Source organism: Pedobacter miscanthi, from assembly GCF_003315595.1.
In the GTDB taxonomy this organism is placed as follows: Bacteria; Bacteroidota; Bacteroidia; order Sphingobacteriales; family Sphingobacteriaceae; genus Pedobacter; species Pedobacter miscanthi.
Window position 1 is genome coordinate 58,125 of the sequence record NZ_QNQU01000029.1, and the last position, 20,974, is coordinate 79,098.

A 20,974-nucleotide genomic window follows, 5' to 3' on the forward strand; every position below is an offset into this window, starting at 1 on the left:
TCACTGTCAAACGTTTGCGCAATTTTTCGCTGTTTTAGTCTGGTTAAATATCATTATTTTAGAATAGAGATACCATCAACAGGTGCTAACCAATTCTAAATAACCAATGAGGACTAAAATCTTTTTACTCTTAATCCTGCAGTGTTTCGCTACCGTAATTTATGCGCAGCGGTTAAAACCATATAACCTTGCTTTTCCGAAACTGGCCAGCCGATGGGATGAAGCGATGCCCTTAGGCAATGGTATGCTGGGCGTTTTAATATGGGAAAAGAACAACAAGCTGCGACTTTCTTTAGATCGTGCCGATTTGTGGGACGAGCGGAAAGCGCTTGATATGTCGAAACTCAATTTTAAATGGGTTGAAGAGCAGGTGCACCAAAATAATTATGCCGCTGTTCAAAAAATAGGGGATGAACCTTACGATAACAGTCCGTACCCAACCAAATTACCTGCTGCCGCAATGGAATTCGATATTTCGAAACTGGGTAAGGTAACATCGAACGAACTCGACATCGAAACAGCCCTGAATACCGTTAAATTTGAAAACGGAACAGTTTTTAACTGTTACATCCATGCAACAGGGGCTCAGGGTTACTTTAGTTTTGAAAACCTAAAGTCGACAGCAATTTTACCAGATTTAATAGTACACAATTATAGCAATGGTTTGACTGAAAAAGGTGATAACAGCCATGCGGGCGGAGGTTTACAGAAACTGGGTTACGCAAAGGGTACGGTTACCAATACTGCAAACAGCATCCGTTATCATCAGCCTACCTATAGCGGACATTTTTATGAGGTTTTGGTGCAATGGAAAAAAATGGCAGCTGGCCATATCGTCGGTTCGTGGACAATCAGTAACGATAAAACGGCAATATTGCCCGTTATTTCATCTGGCGCTAAAGAGCCTACCGGATGGGATACCCATACGAAGTGGTGGAAAGATTATTGGGCAAAATCGAATATTTCGGTGCCCGACCAGCTGATCCAGAAACAGTACTACCTGGAAATGTACAAACTGGGCTGTGTGGCCAGAAAAGGGGCGCCTGCCATTACTTTACAGGCCGTATGGACAGCAGATAACGGAAGTTTACCACCCTGGAAAGGCGATTTTCATAACGATTTAAATACACAGTTAAGTTATTGGCCAACTTATACCGCAAATCACCTTGCAGAAGGAGCCACCTTTACCGATTGGCTCTGGAAAATACGAACAAAAAACCTGGCTTATACCAAACAGTATTTTGGTGTGGCGGGTTTAAATGTTCCGGGGGTAATTACCTTAAACGGCGATCCGATGGGTGGGTGGATCCAGTATGCGCTTTCGCCAACGGTTAGCGCATGGACTTCTCAGCATTTTTACTGGCAGTGGAAATACAGTATGGACGATGTTTTCCTGAAAACAAGGGCTTATCCATACATTCATGAAGCGGCAACCTATCTTGAAAATATCACTCGTTTAAAGGATGGGAAACGTACATTGCCTTTAAGCTCAAGCCCGGAGTATAACGATAACACTATTAAAGCCTGGTTTTTAAACTGGAGCAATTTCGATTTATCGCTTTCTAAATTTTTGTTTAAGGCTGCTGCTGAGGTTAGTAAAGCAAATGGCAAAGCCGAAGAAAGTAAACATTGGCTGGCGATATTGGATCAGTTACCGGATTATGAAGTAAATGAAACTGGCTTTACCATTGCGCCAGGCTCAAATTTAGCCAGTTCGCACAGGCACATGTCGCAGTATATGGCCATTTACCCACTCGATTTACTGGATGTTAATCAAGAAAAAGATAAAACCATTATCGATAATTCTTTTAAACGTTTAGAAGAGATTGGTACAAAATCATGGTGCGGATATTCTTTTAGCTGGATGGCTTCTTTGTACGCCAGGGCTTATGAGGCTGATAAAGCCGTAAAACAACTGGAGATTTTTGCTTCTAATTTCTGCTCGCCGAATAGTTTCCATTTAAACGGCGATCAAAAAGGCGGGCAATATTCTGGCTTTACCTATCGCCCTTTTACCCTCGAAGGCAATTTTGCTTTTGCACAGGGTGTTCAGGAATTGTTATTGCAGAGCAGAGGCGATTACATTCAGCCTTTTCCGGCTGTACCGCGTAGCTGGGAAAATGTTTCTTTTAATAATTTACGGGCCGAGGGAGCCTTTTTAGTAAGCGGCAGCAAAGAAAACGGTGTGCCAGCCAGGGTGAAAATTTATGCTGAAAAAGCAGGATTGCTTAAAATCAAATTGCCTTTTAAAACTTATGTGGCTAAAAATCTGCCTGCCGGATCAGTAAAGATGACCGATGATGGTATTTTGCAGGTAAATATGAAGAAACAGCAAAGTATAACCTTCGAGAATGGCTACGAATAAGTTATCCGAAATTAAGTGATTGAAAAAGTAGAGGGGGTAAATCATCCCGGAACCCCCCTCTTATGCTCACTATTAATAACACAGTTAGATTATAACTAATAACCAGGTTACATCCCTGAGACCCTGGTTTGAGGTATTTAGTTACCTGTGCGTATCAAATGATATGATGGTACAAACCTAAGCTAACAGGAGTTTTATTGAAATAGACTATAGGTGAAAAGGCATAATCACTCCATGAATCACGAATTATGTTCTGTAAGTGTACATTGCACTTTTATACCTCCGATGGTTTTACTCTTTTTTAAACGGCGTTCAGTATTTGTTGCCTACGATCAGATGATATGGTGGAAATGGTCAGACTCAGGTGACTCAGGTGGTGATAAAAATCAAAGCTTTCATGATTAAATTAACTACCTCACTTACCTGAGAACAGTTAAGGTGTTAAATTCTTTTGGCCGAAAACTACTTTATCAAAGTAAAGGGATTCTGCTTATCGCCTGTCCATTGGTATTGGTGTAAGGTGCTTTGCTGTTGCCCATCTGCTGTTTTTTCGTTGTGCGATATATAAAATAGTCCGTTGCCCAGCGGACACAAACCGGTTGCTCCCCACCCGAAAAACCAGCCATTAATCCCTGATTCTGGATCTTTAAGTCCTTTATCCAGTAACGAAAGTGTTTTTATTTTTAGCTGACTGCCATCAGATGATATTATACTGTTAACCGGTTTTTTCTTCCCGTCGATTACAAAAAGGTCGTAATTTGCGAACCAGCTTTTATTGCCATGGTAAACTGCGGCAAATAAATTTCCGGTAAAAGGATCGTAAGCCAGGTTCTGGATGCCATAACGTGTATTGCCTGTTTTTACAAAATATTTATCCAGCGGTTTTTGCGGCCCCGAATGGTGTAAATTCCCTTGGGAAAGTGCTTTGGCGTATTTGTCCCAGTCAGCAATATCATATTTTAAGATCACCTGATGATCATTGTCTGTTCTGGTGGTATCGCCATAAATGCCGTAAGCCACGTATAGATACTTTTTAGTGGTATTGGCGCTGCCCATTTCGGGAGCAAAGGCAACACCATCTATCCCCGAACAGGCAAAACGATGTGGTTTTTCGGTATTACCCGATTTTACCTTTGCGCTATAATCATCAACGGCCTCTTTAAGGTAAACGGTACGTAACAGGTCTTCTTTTTCCGCATCCATGTTCGGCCTCACAATTTTTGAAGGATCGAATATGGCGATGTAAAACCCATCTTCATTCTCTGTTTCAATGCCCAGTTCTTTTTTGATGCCTTTACCTATTGCATCGTTTTTATATTCTAACGATCCGTAGATTTTGCCGTCGCTACCAAAGTCAAGGTCGCCTAAATGGCCTGCGAAACCCGATACACTGCCGACTAATTTGCCCTGAAGATCTGTTTTGATGAGTTTATCGGTAAAAGAAAAATAAACATATCCCTTAGCCTGGTCTACCACCACACCCTGTACATGCATGGTGCCTTGTTTGCCCGAGTAAATTACATCCGGCAGGTTGATAGTCTGCGATTGAGCGCTTGTGATACAAGCAGTAATTATACTGAAGAATAGGAAAAGTTTTTTCATCGATTTGCCGGGAACCAGCTGCAAACTTATCTAAACTTGGTTAAAAGCACGTTAAATTAATGTTAGCTTGTGGTAATTAATATGTTGCCGGTTAAATCATTAACTAAACTAATTTTCGTCGGGTAAACGGTCTTTTTGAGTTTTATCGCGGTTAAAACGATAGGTAAGGGTTAGCCTGGTTAAGCGCCCAACACCTTTATATTCGGATTCGAACTGATAATCAGGCGTAATAAACTGTTGTTTAACCACCTGCGAATCGAATAAATTGGTTACAGCGAGTACCACCGATAATTTATCCTTAAACAAATCTTTGCTCAGGGCAATATTTGCGCGGTACTGGGCCGCAATGGTTGATTGTACATCAGCGTTTTTCCCCTGGTAATTAAAAGCATATTCGATGGCCAGACTCTTAGGGAAATTCATCCTCGAACTGATTCTTGTAAACCAGGTTTTATTGGAGGTTCCATATTGTTTCCCCTGGAATTCGCCATGCTGTTTAAAACCATAATAATTAAAATCCCACGATAAACGCCACCATTTAAAGGCATTGTAAGTACCCGAAACCTCCAGCCCGTAGCGGTCTTCGTAACCGAGGTTAACCGGGGTGCTTACAAAAAAACCTTCGGCAGTTTGGCTTAATACATTCTGGAAATAATTTTTGTTGTGCGAATAATATATGGAAGGGTTAAGGTTAAAATGCCCCCACTTTTTTAAAAAGGCCAGCTCAAAAGAATTACTATAAGCTGGATTTAGGTCGGGATTACCTACTGTGAGGTTGCGGGTATCAGAAAGACCTGAAAATGTGTTTAGCTGGTAGAAACGTGGCCGGTCTATCCTCCGGCTATAACTGATCTGCAGATCTGTATTTTCTCTCAGGTTATAGGTAAGATGCAGGGTCGGGAATAAATTGATGTACTTTTTGTCTTTCGATAATGTAGCTTTGCGGTCGGAAATGCCAATGTCAGACAGTTCCGTGCGTAAACCCAGCAGGTAACTCAACCGTTTAAACTTATTGGCATATTGCGCATAGGCAGCATAAATATTCTCGTCGTAATAGAGTTTATTGGTATAATTTTCGAGTAATATTCCGTTCGAAAGAGTAGAATAATCACTTCTTATGGCCCTTAAATCAGCCCGGATGCCGGTTTCGAAACGTGCTGATTTAGAAAATGCCGTTACAAAATCGCTCTGGATGTAGAAATCGTCGCTGCTTTCGATATCCCTTGAGCTAAGGTGCGAAACGGGATTGCCAGAAGGAAAACGTTTCTGTTGGGTAATATCCTGGTTTTCATCATCATTCCAGAAATCGTAGCGTAAGCTGGTGGTCCACTTCTGGTCCTTATTGTCGAAAGTTTTTACATAATTAAGTTCCAGCTGGTTATATTTTTGTGGCTCGTGGTAATCTTCAAAACGCGATATGATGCTGTCCAATACATTTTCTCCATTGTAATAACGATATTGATAACTGGTGGTATCGTTATTTTTTTGCAGGTCGTGGTAAAAACTGCCCGTTAACGTATTCTTTTCATTGATGTAATAATCGCCGCCAACATAATAACTGTAGGCATTGTCGTTCCGTACCTGATCATTATGCTGGTTCAGTACCGTGCTTGCTCCATTCCTGATGGTGGTTTGTAAATTCTTTTCATAAGCATAAATATTCCGGTAAAAATGGCTTACGTTGGCAAACAGGTTTACCTTTTGGGTTTTATAACTCAGGTTGATATTTCCGTTATAATACGTTGGTGTACCTATACCGGCCTGGATAGAGCCGTTTAAACCCGAAGAACTGTTTTTTTTAAGTACAATGTTAATGATCCCGGCTCCGCCCTGTGCCTCGTAACGGGCCGATGGATTGGTAATGACCTCCACTTTTTCTATGGTGTTGGCCGGAATCTGATTTAAACCATTGTTTGCGGTAAGCATAGAAGGTTTTCCATTAATCAGTACACGTACACTTCCGTTTCCCCTTAAACTTATTGCCCCATTGGCGTCAACATTTACCGATGGTACGTTGTTGAGTATATCGTTTGCAGTTCCTCCTTTCGACATCAGGTCTTTGCCCACATTAAATACTTTTTTATCCAGGTTAAGCTCCACAGTCGATTTCTCGCCTACAATATTTACCGCTTCGAGCAGTTTTGCATCTTCCTGTAAAAGGATCAAACCGAGGTTAAGGTATTTATCTACTTGCTGGTGCTCCAGTATATAGGTTTTGTAAGAAATAAAAGCGATTTTAATGTGGTATTTGCCTGGCGCAACCGAAAATGAAAAAACACCCGAACTATCGGTAAGCGTACTGTTTAGTATTTTATTGCCGGCAATTGATATTACAGATACCCCTGCGCCGGCCAAAGGGAGTTTTGTTCTGGCATCTGCTACCTTTCCGGTTATATTGAATGCTGCGGGTTGCTGAGCCAAACCTGCAAAGCCTGATAAAAGCAAAAGTATAAGTATTAATTTCTCCATCCTGTTCATCATTTGTGATTTCGTTTTCCGAAAATGATGAATTTGTCTGCGCGAAAATTAAAGGGCAGTTATACAGGGGCTTTTTGCTGCCGGATATATTTTTAAGGCCTACCGAAAGGTTTTATCTGCTGTTTATAATCAATCGACATCTTAAACCGCTTGTTCATCGAAAATTGCAGCTTATAAAAATTGCATGTATTTGTTGAGGTTAGCCCGGTAAGCATCAGAAACGGGTATTAAATGACGGCTAACTACAAGTGTTTTGCCTTCGGCGCTATCTATTTTAGCCAGGTTAACGATAAATGAACGGTGCACCCTCAAAAAAAGATGCCCGGGAAGTTTTTGTTCAATAATTTTTAAAGAGGAATGGATGCAATAATCTTCATTAAGCAAGCGGATTTTGACATAATCGCCAGTGGCTTCGAAATAAAGGATGTCGTTAATTTTTAAGCGCCGTACAATGTTCGAATCCCTGATAAAAGTAAATTCCGAAAACTGACCGCCCATCGTGATCTGGTTCTTTTTGAAAATTTCTTTTGCTTTATCAACTGCTTTTAAAAACCTGGCGGGAGAAACAGGCTTTAATAAAAAATCGACTACGTTTAATTCAAATGCTTCTAATGCGTGCTCGGCAAGCGATGTGGTAAATATAATGAGGGGTTGTTTACCTTCTAAAATCTTTGCCAGTTCTATACCGTTTACACCGGGCATGCGGATATCGAGAAAAATCAGGTCAACATTCAGGTCTTTTATTTTTTGATGTGCATCTATGGCATCTTCACATTCTCCAACCAGTGTAAGCGTATTATCAAGACCGATTAACCTTTTAATAACAGTCCTGAATATTTTCTGATCGTCAACAATTAAACAGTTCATTAAGCTTGATTTTCGGTCCTAAATTAGAGATTATAGGCATAAAGAACGAATGCAAAATAAAAAGATTTATCGCTAAAATCCCACTCTATTGCGTTGTTTTGGGCTTTATGGAGTAATAATGCCTGTTCATGGAGTTAAAATACTTATTCGTCTATTTTAACTTTTTTTAAAATACCCGTAGCCATAAATTTATTAATAATCAGACAAACTACTGGTGATCATCAATAGTTGCTAAAGGCAGGAGAGTAAGGGACGACTTCTCCTGAATTGGCCATCCTGTGTAAGCAAATGGGGCAATTATGATCTAAGAGGGGAAAAATAAAGAGAAATATGGAGTACCCTCTTAATTTTAATGAGTGAATGGTTGAATGAATGATTGAATGATGGAGTGAATGAATGATTGAGTGATGGAGTGATTGATTGAGTGATTGAATGAATGAATGATAAAATGGCAGTTCGTTTAATATCATCGTTTTTCCGTTCCATTTTGCTGTAAACAGCTCAATATCATTTATTCGTATTTAAATTCGAAAGGTTGGGAAAGCCTGAACCTGGCAGGTTGTCCATCTCTTGTGCCTGGGGTATATTTCTGCAGGAGTTTAAGAATGCTGACGATTTCGTTTCTCATAACCTGTGTACCTGTTCCTTTTACTTCGTAATTAGAAACACTTCCGTCTTTTTCGATAGTCATTACCACTGCAAGTTTGGTATAAAGCCTGTTTTTCTGGATCACATTGGAGGCTTGATAATGGTTATGTAGAAAATGATTAAAATCTTCATTGCTAAGCGGAAATTGGGGTATTTTATACACATGTTCTCCAGAAAGGGTTCTTTCGTCATAAACCGTGGTATCGGCTTCGGTAGTTACTTTTACAGTATTTTGGGCCTTAGCCTTTTGGCTAAGTGTTACCAAAAATACAAGTGATAACATCAGGATGATTTGTCTTTTCATGAGATTGCGTTTTATCAAATATAATGATTAGAAGTTAGCTTCGAAATGGGGGATTACTAAATCGGTTTGATCTTTCCGGATATTGGATTAAATACATACATTTTTTCTGCCAACCTTTACAATTTCTTCTATACCAAACTCTTCAAACCGTTCCAGTAAAGCATTTGCACCATTCTTTTTCTTAAATTCCAGTTCTTCTTTGTATAAAGGAATTAAAGTATAAATGTTAATAAGGGTTTCATCATCAGGATTAATCCTTGTAAAATCTTCCGACAGTTCCATGGAGTGTGCCAGCATTACCGAACAGAAACCAATTCCTTCTGAAAACGCTTCATCATCTTCGTGGCCGAAAGTATGTCCGAAACCCAGCCAGGTTTTATTTTTATGTGGTAGGATCATTAACTCTTTCATCAGCCTGATTGGCCAATAGTTGCCTTCGTCACTGAAAGATTCGTATTCCAGGTTCCATTCTTTGGGAAGCAGGATCATCACTTCAGCCAGGTTCGATGTTTCAACATCATCCGGTACTGTCATGGGTAGGGCACTCATGCCGCAACTCAATAAAATGTGAAATGGTCTCTCTTCAGTTGCTTTTATAAAGTAAATATCCCTATGGATTGTTTCGGACGCTATCTCATCAAAAACAACGATATCTTCGGATTCATCAAAAAACAGATCTATATGATCGTCTACTATCTGGACGCTGTTTGGAACGTGATGGGGCATAATACTTGATTGTTGTTAGCGGATTGAGGTGGAGGCAGGAGCGTTTTTCATGCTTGTTCATTTGACTACAAGATAATAATTTTCATAAAAATGGAGTACCAAAAAATATTCATTTCGCTATTTGAAGGTTAGAAAGATACTGTAGTAAACGGCACGTTAATAGCCTCTATCAAAAATATTTTACAAATTATTCCTCCTTTGCGTAGATTTTGTTATTTTTAACTAAATATATAGTCCCATATATAAAAACCATTATCCCAGCCAGTTGTCCCATGGTAAATGGTTAATTAAGTCCCACATTTTTACCGGATTACCAATTAACCTTAATATTAATTTAAAACCATTTATCATGAGTTTAAACAACAGGATTTCGGCCGAAATCACCGCAGAACAATCAGCAGCTATTGCAGCCGCTTTTGAACAGCTAAAAACCGCCTTAGCCTCGGTTTTAATTATTAATTTAACCGCCGAGGAGCGTAGGAATACGTTGATAATGGGCGATAAAACCCTGGCCTTTGTAAACAAAACAATCGAGTATGCTACGCAGAACCCAAGTTTGGTTCCAAACTATGTCGATTTGGACGAGGCCAAAAGGGATTATAAGCTGGCTTTCGACATCTATGCCATTTTTCAGCAGTTAAGTACGCTGTTACGTGCCATGGAAGATACGGGCATGGTGGCAGGCAGCGAAGCTTACGAGGCTGCACTGGTTATTTACCACTCCATCAAAGGCGCCAGCCGCTCGAACATCCCCGGTATACAAGCCATTTACGACGACCTCAAACAACGTTTCCCGGGCCGTGGTAAAAAAACGATATCACCAGAATAGTTTTATAGAAAATTGCCTCTACGGCTATTTAAAAGTACTCCCGGAGTGCAAATTGCGCTTCGGGAGTACAAAAAGGTACTATTGTACTACAAAAAAGTACTATCACAGCTGAAAGAATAACTCCGGGAGTAGAAAAAGCTTGCTGCTTAGATCGACGGCGATGTGCCGGAGTAGAAAAAAGATGTTATAATAGTAGAAAAAGGTACTATCGGAGTACAAAGAATATCTCCGGGAGTAGAAAAAGCTTGCTGCTTACATCAACGGCGATGTACCGGAGTAGAAAAAAGATGTTGTGGTAGTAGAAAAAGGTACTATCGGAGTAGAAAGAATAACTCCGGGAGTAGAAAAAGCTTGCAGTTTAGATCAATGGCGATGTAGCAGAGTAGAAAAAAGATGTTGTGTAGTAGAAAAAGGTACTGGCGGAGTACAAAGAATAGCTCCGGGAATAGAAAAAGCTTGCCGCTCACATCAATGGCGATGTGCGGGAGTAGAAAAAAGATGTTGCAGTAGTACAAAAAGGTACTATCGTAATAGAAAGAATAACTCCGGGAGTAGAAAAAACTTGTTGCTGAGATCAATGGCGATGTAACGGAGTGCAATAAGGATGTAGGGAAGTAGAAAAAGGTATTAAATTCGCTATTTTGAAAGGGTTTTATTCTTGTACCATATTACTTGAATTAATTATGGTACCATTACAAGCTTTAAGATCAACTAAGCAAAGGAGAAACGGAATAAATGGATTGTGCGTGGCCACAGGAGCGTTTATGCCGTAGTTCTTTTAAGCGTGTTGAAATGACAAGGTTAAATTTGTTGAATTATTAAATTAATTAATAGCAATCCGCTTTAAAATAAAATTGATTTCGTTATTCTAGCGCAAGTCTTATTGCGCTTGGCCAGAGCATAGGCCTTACTTGTGCTTGATAATCCGCTAATTAAATCTCTGCTAAGCGTCTTTTTGTATTAGGCGAAGCTGTCTCATAAATATAAATTGTCACCCTGAGCTTGTCGAAGGGCCTGCCATAACACTGTTTAAGGCGTTTCGACAGGCTCAACGTGACAAATTTATTGAGAAACTAGGTTTTATGATACAGCCTCGTTTTCCCTTGTAGCTATATAGGGTAAATGGCCAGTTAAAATTTGAACGGTTATAGTGTAGCTTCTAAACCGATAGTTTCATTATATTCATAACACTCAACAGACTTACACCAGGCATCGCAGTCTGACAGCCAATCATAAACCATTTTATATGCAGCAGTAATTTCGGCAGAAAATTTTAAGGTTGCGCCTTCAAAATCATCCTCCTGAAAGATGTAGGCATTTAATCCAACATATAATAGTTCAGATAGATGCTCCACATCAAATTGGCCAACAGCTTGTAGGTTATAGCCCGGGTATATGGCATCACGCTGAAAGGTTTCTTCATTGGCCAAAAGTTTTGTTTTGGTAAGCAGGCTGATGATATTATTTACATCATAAAGGGCGTTGGCAATAGTAATGGGTTTGTGTTTGCCAGAGCGCGGATCGGGCCCGATAGCTGCGCTAAGCATTTCAGTAAGGAATTGATTAACTTCCGATAAACCAATCATATCGAAATAGGCTTCCATCAGTTTCCGGAATGCTGTTACAGCTGCTACCTGATTTGGGAGCTGTGTGTTTGGGTTTTTACAATTGTTAGTCTGCATAACGTTAAAATTAAAGTTCCTGGACGCTGCAGACTAACAAATAACTCTTTTCAGAGAAATTAGAAAATGCGTTTCTAAAACGCTCGTCCAGGAATATTTTTAAAATTTAATTGTGAAAATTGATCTCTCTTAGTAAGGTGAAAAGATATGTTATTTATTAATCTGCACTACTAAGATAAATACAATAAAATAATTAACGAAATCTTTTTGAAGAATGGTGCATAAATAAAGTTAGTTCATGCTTGCAGTTCGTTGTTCTGTGCTTGCAGTTGATAGTTCAGAGGTTGCAGTCGATAGTTCAGACTTTGCAGTTTGTTCCATAATTAAAATTAGTCTTAGCTCTTAATTGTATTATGGTCACCAACTGCGATAATATTGTCTGATCCATTGATTGTAACTTTTGTCGTTGTAGAATATTTTGATTCAATTTTATGCTCTTGATAATTTAATATTCTAAAGCCACCAGATTTAATAAATTCATAGCATTGAAAGTCATTCATCCTAACAATCGCATATTTACCAGACGATCCTTTTTCCGCAATCAATAGATCATTTTCGTTAGCATATTGAAGAATTGAATTAAAAAGGTATTCAGCTAAAGCTATATCAATATTCATTTGTTTATAATACAAAGCGGGAGATGGGTTAAAATTATTCAACCGCCTACAATTGGAATCAACTATTCTCTCGAACATATCATCCATTAAAGTCAAATAAGATTCTTTCAACTTCATAAACCATAAAATTTCTTTAAAACTTCTACTAATATTCCTCCTGCTGTCGCAATTCCTATTTCCCATGATCCATCTATTGATTTTGTAAGCATTTTTGACATCCATCCGTTAACGCCTAATCCAAAACCAGTAGCTGTAGGTTCTTCAGATATAACTATCGATGCTATTTCATCAATATCTTCCAAACTCACATTATTTTTTTTTAATTCGTCTTTGAACGATTCAATATCTCCTTTTAAGACATTGATGTTCGTTTTTACTATGTTATTATTCCCTGCGGTTATAACATTACCTTGCCCGTTTGTAGTGATGTTGATTTGTGCCATTATATTAGTTATTGATTTGTTAATCTCCTCTTTACTTACATTATCGTTTAGTTCCTTCTCAAGGTTAGGATATTCAGCTTCAACTTCCAGAATCAAGTCCAATAATTTAGATCTTATTTTGCCAACAACATTTGTAAATTCACTAGTGGTAAGCATCACTCTTGTATTGGAAATTTGAAATTTAGCCCCATTTTTCTGTGCTTCCCTAGTTAACATTGCGTCAAAATCGGCACCAAATGGCTTTATAATAGTATTACCATTTTTGCCAGATGCGATTTCTTCTATCGCTTTAATACCACTATCGATTTTAAACTTCAATATTCCTTGGATAATTTCATCATTAAATAGCGATAGAGGTAAGGGTTGATCAGCTTGGTAAGAATAATCATTTGCAGTTAATACAGCATATGGATTAACCTTTGCTAGGCGATAAATTGGAATTTGTCCGTGTGGATCATATCCATTCAATTCTTGGGTTACCCAATTATATAAACTAGCATTGCCTATTCTTTTTGCAAATACTTTCGTTTTCAAAAGTGGAGTGCTTAATGACTGTTCGTCGTTAGATAGCAACTCAATAATATCCTTTATCATATATTAATTCGTCAATGACTTTATACTATTGTTATCCCCTGATGTGATTAGGTTACCATTGCCAACATTGTTTATTGTAGTATTTACAATATTAGTGATCGTGTCATTTCTTGTTTTTAACTGTTCAATTTCGGTTTCATGTTTAAACTGTTTTTCTATTTGTAACATGAAATCAAGTAGTTTAGTACGGACACTTGAGAGTATATTTGGCAGAAGGAAAGCAGGCATATCAAGATGAACACTTATTATTTGATAATATGGATTTCCAAGCTCTCTTATTGAATTTTCAAGATATAATCTTCTATCAGAATTAACACTAATTTTGAGTCCTTTTTGATTAATCATGGTTTCAATTGATGATATGTTATCACGTATTTCAATTGACGTTAATGTATTAAGAATGTCTTTTTTTAGATGTGAAACTGGAAAATTCATGTTTGAACCTTTAGTCATCCCATTTAAAAAATTTCCGGTCAAAATCCCAGATGCTTTACGGTAGTATGGTAATTTCATATGTTCCGCATAGCCACTTAGCTCGCCATCCACCCATTCTTGGAGCGATTTATTTTCAATTCTAAATGCTAAAACCTTTGTCTTTAGAAGTGGCCCCGTAATCGTATTGGCTGAATCCATTAACTCATTTATTATATCACTAATAAGCTTCATAACAGTCTAGTTCTTATTTAGGTAAAGATAAGCTAAAATTATTAGTAATGATGTATGTGTTAATACAATGTGTGTTGTGACCCCCTCAAGCGCGAGTCCTAATGCTCGGACCAAAAGCTAAGGCCCGACCTGTGCTTTAAAATAATTTTTTATCAATTAGCTTGTATCAAAACTTAAATTTGCTCTTTGCCTCTTTCCAGTTCCTTTTTAGTATAGGTGATTTAAAAGAGGTTTCACCATCGCTCGTTTCGCCAGAGTAGTGACAATATTTTTCCTTATAATTTTCGTTTGAGTATCGCTTCCATGATTGATATGCAGCTTCACAATATGGTGCTTTGATATTGAAAGGAATAATTGCACCGGTTCGTATGCAGAATCCATGTGGCGGCACATTCTGGATATGCTGCTTGTTAAAGAAAGATGCTGAATTATCTTCATCGTATTCTTCAACCAGTTTTGAAGAAAACCCAAGCCATGATGTTTCGTAAACTTTGCCTTTGTGATAAACTGGGATCGAGCTTGCAACTATCTTATCAACAAATGCCGATGCTTCATTCCAAGCTAGATCTGTTTTTGTATTTACAAATGTGCCGATAATGGAGCCCGAGCTTTCAATTACAAAAGCTGCCTCGAAATTATGGGCCTGAGAAAATCCGTGTAAGTTCATCGAAGAGAGCATTAACCCTTGTTCTGAACAATAAATTTTAGCGTGAAGTTCTTTAACGTAACTTATCCTGATATTCTGTAATGTTTTTAGAAATTCAAAGTCTTCATTCCCCAAACTTCTATCAGGATTTTTATCATTCTTGCCAAAAACAACCTCAATGGCAACCGATGATTTATTTTTGCTCAAATAAGTTAATTCGTATTTGATCTTGTTGGTTAGCTTGATGTAAGGAGAAACCAGTGTTACAAATTGCTCTGCATCTCTGATCATTTGGGTTATTTTTGCGTTGATGGCATCGCCATCAAGAAATTTAATCATATCAATGTTTTGAGTTCGTTAATGTTTTACTTAACTACCTATTTCTTACATAAGGGATTGTTTCAATAGTTCAGCTTTACTAAGTTATAAAGAAAAAATAAAGACGAATACCTAGAAATGCAAATACTCATAATTGAGTAGGTTAGCATAAATGTTTATCGAAAGAATTTCGTCGCAGTAAATATTGAGCGATAGGCGTTCAATTGCATATCCAGTTTTTTGTTAATCTTACCTTCCTATTTCCTAATCCATTCCGTTTTGTTAGTTTTGGGACTTAAATTAAAGTAATATAACAATACAATGAACCATTGGTTAGTAAAATCAGAGCCTTTTAAATACAGTTGGGAAAAATTTAATCAGGATGGCCGTACCTTTTGGGATGGTGTGCGTAATTACCAGGCACGCAATAACCTGAAAGCCATGAAAGAAGGTGATTTGGTGTTGTTTTATCACAGCAACGAGGGTAAAAATGTGGTGGGTATTGCCAAAGTGGTAAAAGAATTTTATCAGGATCCTACTACCGATGATGCAAATTGGGTAGTTGTAGATTTATCGCCTGTAGAAAGCTTTAAAAACCCGGTTTCTTTAGAGCAGATTAAAGCAGAACCCAGTTTGGTCGATATTTCGTTGGTGCGCCAGGGCAGGTTGTCGGTAATGCCGCTTAAAGCAGAGGAGTTTGATAAGATTTTGGAAATGGGAGCGTAAGGTTTAGTCCTGAGTCTGCAGTCCTGAGTCCATAGTTGGCTAACTAATCATTGACAATTAAGAACATTAAGATTTAGTGATCGTCTAAATACCAATAACCAAATCATAATGTTCAAAGCCTGGCAATCGGTTTAATAATTGAACAATACAATTAAGCGATGAGTTAGTTTGGAGCCTGGAATTGGGAATTTTGAGTCAGTTAACCAATTACCGATTTATACAGTTAACCAATTATTGACCATTAAGAAGTTAAGAAAAATAAGGTTTTAGTTGGCAATTACCAATGATCAATAATCAAATACCAATTAATGCTATTCGGTTGTCGATTTGTAGTTAGCAATTAACTAATGACCATGTTCAGTTTTCAGTTGGTAGTTTACAGTTACTAATGACCAATGAACCCTATTCAGTTTTCAGTTGGTAGTTTACAGTTACTAATGACTAATGAACCCTATTCAGTTTTCAGTTGGTAGTTTACAGTTACTAATGACCAATGAACCAATTTACCAATGACCAAATAAACCAATGATGAAAACCATCTTTTTTACACTCTCCCTTTTTCTAACAGTAAGCCTGGCTATGGCCCAAACGGTTAAACCTTACCTGGCGACCGTAAAAACAAAGGCTTTTGTAACCAAAGGTGTATTATACAAAGTAGATTCTGCAAGTCTGGTTGTTGTTGCAGACGATAAATTTGTAAGCATCGGTATTACTGATATTCAATCTATAAAAATCAAAACCCCGAAGAAAAAGAAAGATCTGATCCGTTTTGTAAAGTACGATCCCTGGAATGAGGATAACTTTGAAAAAAGAACGGATGGGATAAAAGTTCGTAAATGGGGAGAAAAAGATCCTACGCTGGGCGAGGAGATCAACGGTCACATTGCAGCCACCATGGTTAACGTTACCGGCAATATTCTCGCAGCGCCCATTCAATCTATTAACCCCAGTATTGCCAGGTTCAAAATTAATGGCAGTAAGGAAAAATACGGTTTGCTGTTTAACGATCTGAAACTTTTCTCGGTTTACTATCAGGCCAATCCCAACATTCTGGCCGAATTACAGCAGCTAAAAGCGATCTCAGCTACTTTTAAGCCCTAGCGATAAGCGTTGAGCGGATGGCGTTTGGCGGATAGCTAATGAGCCGTCATCTCGAGAGAAACGTAGTGGAGCGGAGAGATCTAATCTTGCATGAAAGATCCTGAAACAAGTTCAGGATGACGATTCGCGTGGAGTTCCGGTTATAGGTAATCAGTTTCCAGTTTGCAATTTGCAGTTAGCAATATAACAATCCCGCAATTAAACAATTATTCAGTTTTCAGTTGGCGATTTGCTTTTACCAATAAACCAATGACTAATGACCAATGAACGTTATTAAGTTTTCAGTTGGCAATTTGCAATTAACAATATAACAATCCTGCAATTAAACAATTATTCAGTTTTCAGTTGGCAATTTGCAATTAACAATATAACAATCCTGCAATTAAACAATTATTCAGTTTTCAGTTGGCAATTTGCAGTTAACAATTCAGCAATCCTGCAATTAAACAATTATCCAGTTTTCAGTTGGCAATTTGCAGCTAACAATTTAACAATCCTGCAATTAAACAATTACTCAGTTTTTCAGTTGACGATTTACTTTACCAATAAACCAATGACTAATGACCAATGAACGTTATTCAGTTTTCAGTTGAAAATTTGCAATTAACAGTTAAACATCAATCAATAAGCTGCAGTAGTCTAAAGTCTTTAGTCGGTAGTCCAAAGTCAGTTAACCGATTAACCAATTTAAACAGTTAACCTTTTCCTATTGCTTAAAGTAATCCCAAGCGTCATTACGATACTCGAACCCAGTACAACCAGGAATAAAAATGGCGTACCTACTTCGGGTATTTTTAGTGAGGCCGGAAGGTTGAAGTAAAGTAAAATACTGATCAGTCCGCGTGGGGCTATGTATAAAATCGGACTTAAATTGTCTTTTTTGAATATTTTGAGGAAGAGCAGCCGGATGATGTAAACCGAGATCAGGATAAAAAAGCCGTTGGCCAGCACAATTTTGTTGTTCAGTTCGCCAATGTTCATGGTAAAGCCGAAAATCACAAAGAAAAATGTGCGTAAAATAAAAGCACTCTCTGCCGACAGCTGGTAAAGCTGCGATAAATCGGCCGTTAAGTTTTTATATAAAAAGATACTCCTGAACCAGGCGTGCTGTATCGTATCTGCATTATTGAGGAATAAACCAGTACTCAAAATCAATACCAATGAAGACAGGTGGTAAGATTGACCGATGGCATAAACCAGTATCAGGATTGCAATAATGAGGAAAAATTTGATGTGGTGCACCAACCGTCCCATAATGTACAGTAAAACCACACAGGCTATGGCTGATAAGAGTAAAATCAGGAAAGTGCTTAAACCCAGTCCGATAAAAGCCGAAGTATTGATAGAATGGTTGGTGATGGCAAAATTGAAAATAATAATGCCAAGGATATCGGAAAAAGAAGATTCGTAGATCACAAACTCCTTATCTTTATTGCTCAGTGCTGCTGCCGATGGAATGGCAATGGCCGAACTGATTACACTAAAAGGAATGGCATTTGCAATACAGGTATACAGATCGTGGTGGCTGATCTGGTAAATAATGGTGGTAATAACACTGATGGTGCCCAACAAAATAGTGAGTGCCGATAAAAAAGCGCTCCTGATGATCTTATTTTTTTGCTGATCGTATTTAAGCTCCAGCGAACCTTCGAAAACAATTAAAATTAAACCTACCGTACCCAAAGTAGGCAGGATGGAGAGGAAATTGAATGTCTGTATTTTAAGGTAATCAACCAGAAAACGCAAGCCAATACCCAGTAATAGCAATAATAAAACCGAGGGTACTTTGGTTTTACTCGCTACTAAATCAAACAGATAAGAAAAGATTACTAATCCGCTTAAAATAATAAGTATGGTATAAGTTGTCATATTTTTCAGCGTAGGATAAACCGCTAAAATAAAACAATCAGGCTAAGCAGGAAGTAATTTTATGTAAAAATTATGCTTTGAAGAAAAGGGCCTTTAATTCGCTGGCATCATCCGGACTCATTTTTCCACCTAAAACCAACCGTAACTGCCTGCGGCGCAGGGCCCCGTTAAACAGTTCAATTTCTTCAGCTGTTTCAGGGATTACTTCGGCAACAGGAATGGTACGTGCGCTTTGATCAACCGCAACAAAAGTATAATAAGCCTCGTTACTTTTCTGGCGTGCACCACTTGGGATATTCTCGGCCCATACATCCAGCCTTACTTCTACAGAGGTGTTAAATGCCCTGGTTACCTTGGCTTCGATGGTAATTACATCGCCTAGTTTAATGGGGTGTTTAAAAGATACATTATCAACCGAAGCTGTTACCACGATACGGTTGCAGTGTTTTTGAGCAGAAATAGCCGCCGCAATATCCATCCAGTGGAGTAAACGGCCACCCATTAGGTTATTTAACGTATTGGTATCATTTGGCAGTACCAACTCGTTCATGATGGTAAAACTTTCTTTCGCGAATTTCTTTTTTAAGCTCATTTAAGCGCAAAAGTAAGTAAAATGTATGTTAAAATGATATTACAATAGATTACAAGAGATCGAAACGATGATTTATTGGTGATTGTTCCCGCAGATTAAACAGATTGTCGCAGAGTGAGTGATGTTTTTCTGCGGTGATTTGCGTAATCCGCGGGAAACCCATGTGCAACACAATTCCCTACATCAGCGGGAAAAGAACATACAGGATTGTTCACCTAATCCAAAAACAAATTCATCAGCTATCATGTTATCCTATCAAAAATCGAATTAATGCAGAACCAGACCCTTATCCAATTTTTCCATTGGTATTATAACGAAGAGCAAAATTTATGGACAAAAGTAGCTACAGAAGCTGCCCATTTAAAAGAAATAGGCGTAACAGCCGTGTGGTTGCCGCCGGCTTACAAATCAAACAATGCAGCCTATGATGTAGGTTATGCCGTTTACGATTTGTTCGATTTAGGCGAATTTGACCAGAAAGGCGGTGTAAATACGAAACATGGATCAAAAGACGAATACATCAAAGCCATCCAGGCTTTGCATGATAACGGAATTAATGCTTTAGCTGATGCCGTTTTCAACCATAAAGCGGGTGGCGACGAATTAGAGAAAATACAGGTGAGAACGGTAAATCCGGATGACAGGAACGAGTTTACAAGTGATGTTTTTGAAATAGAAGCCTGGACAAAATTCACGTTTCCAGGTCGTGCGGGCAAATATTCTGAATTTATATGGGATCACGAATGTTTTAGCGGGGTAGACTGGGCGGAAGACCGGAAAGAAAGTGCCATTTATTCCATTCAGAATTATTTGGGTGAAGGTTTTGAGAAAGTGCCTTCAACCGAACTGGGCAATTACGATTACCTGATGTACAATGACATCGATTACCGGAACCGTTCGGTGGTGGAAGAATTAAAATATTGGGGCGAATGGATTGTTGAAACCACTAAAGTTGATGGCTTCAGACTGGATGCGGTTAAACACATCAATCCGGATTTTATTATCGAATGGATCGATCATTTGAACCAGAAGTATAACCGCGAATTTTTTATCGTTGCCGAAGACTGGAATGTAGTGGATATTGAAGGGCAGCTGGAATACATCGACATTACGGGCGGCCGCACGCAGATATTTGATTCCCTTTTGCACCATAATTTCTTTCTGGCCAGTAAGGATGAAGGCTTCGATATGCGGACCATTTTTGATGGAACATTGATTCAGGTAAAACCCGATCTGGCAGTTACTTTTATCGACAACCATGATTCGCAGCCATTGCAGGCACTGGAATCTTATGTCGATTTTTGGTTCAGGCCACTTGCTTATGCCATTATTTTATTGCGTATGCAGGGAATTCCGTGTTTGTTCTTCCCTGATATTTATGGCGGTATTTATGATGATAAGGATAAAGAGGGCGAAGAAGTGCATGTGGAGCTGGCACCAATAGAAGCCGTTGAAACGATGAGTAAAATACGTACCGCTTTAGCCTATGGCGAGCAACGCGATTATTTTGATCATTTCAGCTGCGTAGGCTGGACGAGGGCAGGGGATGAAGAACATGAAAACAGTGGTGTAGCTGTACTGTTAAGCACCGGCGAAGAAGGTTATAAATCAATGGAAATTGGTCAACATTTTGCCGGAAAAACCTTTGTTGATGCCTTGGGCTACAGGCCGCAGGAAATCGTGATCGATGAAAATGGCTGGGCAGAGTTTCATTGCAATGCGGGTAGTGTTTCGGTGTGGGTGTTAAAGGTAGGGGCGTAATTCAGATGCATGGTTTGCCATGGTTTGTGTACCATGGTCTGTATCCTCACAGACCATCTATGGAGCTTAAAATTGATAACTAATTAAAGGAGTTTATAAGTGGTCTGTGGGGACACCAATGCTATTAACTTAGTGTTATA

At 38.6% G+C, this 20,974-nt stretch carries 17 protein-coding genes; 5 read left to right on the forward strand and 12 right to left on the reverse strand.

The features are described 5' to 3' along the window. Window positions 1-106: 106 nt before the first annotated feature. Window positions 107-2,365, forward strand: coding sequence for a glycosyl hydrolase family 95 catalytic domain-containing protein (locus DRW42_RS24775; protein ID WP_113951562.1), 2,259 nt, complete (start codon window positions 107-109; stop codon window positions 2,363-2,365). 462 nt (window positions 2,366-2,827) lie between these two features. On the opposite strand, the gene DRW42_RS24780 is transcribed toward DRW42_RS24775, so the two are convergent. The 5 genes from DRW42_RS24780 to DRW42_RS24800 all read right to left on the reverse strand — a co-directional run bounded on the left by DRW42_RS24780 (window position 2,828) and on the right by DRW42_RS24800 (window position 8,990). Next, entirely contained in the window at window positions 2,828-3,967 is a 1,140-nt protein-coding gene (locus DRW42_RS24780) for a hypothetical protein (protein WP_113951563.1), read from the reverse strand. A 108-nt stretch (window positions 3,968-4,075) separates the two neighbouring features. Further along, window positions 4,076-6,436, reverse strand: coding sequence for a TonB-dependent receptor (locus DRW42_RS24785; protein WP_158544398.1), 2,361 nt, complete (start codon window positions 6,434-6,436; stop codon window positions 4,076-4,078). Between the two features lie 180 nt (window positions 6,437-6,616). Beyond that, complete coding sequence (locus tag DRW42_RS24790) at window positions 6,617-7,312, reverse strand: LytR/AlgR family response regulator transcription factor (protein WP_113951565.1); 696 nt, start codon at window positions 7,310-7,312, stop codon at window positions 6,617-6,619. A 511-nt stretch (window positions 7,313-7,823) separates the two neighbouring features. Beyond that, window positions 7,824-8,264: an energy transducer TonB gene (locus DRW42_RS24795; RefSeq protein WP_113951566.1), complete on the reverse strand. Its 441-nt coding sequence runs from the start codon at window positions 8,262-8,264 to the stop codon at window positions 7,824-7,826. 87 nt (window positions 8,265-8,351) lie between these two features. After that, window positions 8,352-8,990: a suppressor of fused domain protein gene (locus DRW42_RS24800; protein ID WP_113951567.1), complete on the reverse strand. Its 639-nt coding sequence runs from the start codon at window positions 8,988-8,990 to the stop codon at window positions 8,352-8,354. A gap of 349 nt (window positions 8,991-9,339) precedes the next feature. On the opposite strand from DRW42_RS24800, the gene DRW42_RS24805 reads away from it, so the two are divergent. Further along, complete coding sequence (locus tag DRW42_RS24805; protein WP_113951568.1) at window positions 9,340-9,819, forward strand: hypothetical protein; 480 nt, start codon at window positions 9,340-9,342, stop codon at window positions 9,817-9,819. A 1,145-nt stretch (window positions 9,820-10,964) separates the two neighbouring features. On the opposite strand, the gene DRW42_RS24810 is transcribed toward DRW42_RS24805, so the two are convergent. The 5 genes from DRW42_RS24810 to DRW42_RS24830 all read right to left on the reverse strand — a co-directional run bounded on the left by DRW42_RS24810 (window position 10,965) and on the right by DRW42_RS24830 (window position 14,806). After that, window positions 10,965-11,501 (reverse strand): hypothetical protein, encoded by a 537-nt coding sequence (locus DRW42_RS24810; protein ID WP_113951569.1) that lies wholly within the window; start codon window positions 11,499-11,501, stop codon window positions 10,965-10,967. Between the two features lie 335 nt (window positions 11,502-11,836). Further along, window positions 11,837-12,235 carry a hypothetical protein gene (locus DRW42_RS24815; protein ID WP_113951570.1) on the reverse strand — a complete coding sequence of 133 codons (399 nt, stop codon included), beginning with the start codon at window positions 12,233-12,235 and terminating at the stop codon, window positions 11,837-11,839. Further along, window positions 12,232-13,155 carry an AbiTii domain-containing protein gene (locus DRW42_RS24820; RefSeq protein WP_113951571.1) on the reverse strand — a complete coding sequence of 308 codons (924 nt, stop codon included), beginning with the start codon at window positions 13,153-13,155 and terminating at the stop codon, window positions 12,232-12,234. The genes DRW42_RS24815 and DRW42_RS24820 overlap by 4 nt, the downstream gene beginning before the upstream one ends. Window positions 13,156-13,158: 3 nt before the next feature. Next, window positions 13,159-13,821 (reverse strand): AbiTii domain-containing protein, encoded by a 663-nt coding sequence (locus tag DRW42_RS24825; protein WP_113951572.1) that lies wholly within the window; start codon window positions 13,819-13,821, stop codon window positions 13,159-13,161. Window positions 13,822-13,987: 166 nt separating this feature from the next. After that, window positions 13,988-14,806, reverse strand: coding sequence for a phospholipase D-like domain-containing protein (locus tag DRW42_RS24830; protein WP_113951573.1), 819 nt, complete (start codon window positions 14,804-14,806; stop codon window positions 13,988-13,990). A 300-nt stretch (window positions 14,807-15,106) separates the two neighbouring features. Between DRW42_RS24830 and DRW42_RS24835 the strand changes: the two genes are divergently transcribed. Next, on the forward strand, window positions 15,107-15,511 hold the full coding sequence (locus DRW42_RS24835; protein WP_113951574.1) for an EVE domain-containing protein: 405 nt from the start codon (window positions 15,107-15,109) through the stop codon (window positions 15,509-15,511). Between the two features lie 525 nt (window positions 15,512-16,036). After that, window positions 16,037-16,612: a hypothetical protein gene (locus DRW42_RS24840; RefSeq protein WP_147243806.1), complete on the forward strand. Its 576-nt coding sequence runs from the start codon at window positions 16,037-16,039 to the stop codon at window positions 16,610-16,612. A 687-nt stretch (window positions 16,613-17,299) separates the two neighbouring features. Here the strand turns inward: DRW42_RS24840 and DRW42_RS24845 are convergent. Together DRW42_RS24845 and DRW42_RS24850 are read right to left on the reverse strand one after the other, a co-directional pair. Further along, entirely contained in the window at window positions 17,300-18,481 is a 1,182-nt protein-coding gene (locus DRW42_RS24845) for a cation:proton antiporter (protein ID WP_113951576.1), read from the reverse strand. 70 nt (window positions 18,482-18,551) lie between these two features. Beyond that, the gene (locus DRW42_RS24850; protein WP_113951577.1) at window positions 18,552-19,073 is read right to left on the reverse strand and encodes an acyl-CoA thioesterase; all 522 of its coding nucleotides are present in this window, start codon (window positions 19,071-19,073) and stop codon (window positions 18,552-18,554) included. A gap of 270 nt (window positions 19,074-19,343) precedes the next feature. On the opposite strand from DRW42_RS24850, the gene DRW42_RS24855 reads away from it, so the two are divergent. Beyond that, window positions 19,344-20,834: an alpha-amylase gene (locus DRW42_RS24855; protein WP_113951578.1), complete on the forward strand. Its 1,491-nt coding sequence runs from the start codon at window positions 19,344-19,346 to the stop codon at window positions 20,832-20,834. The last annotated feature ends 140 nt before the right edge of the window (window positions 20,835-20,974 follow it).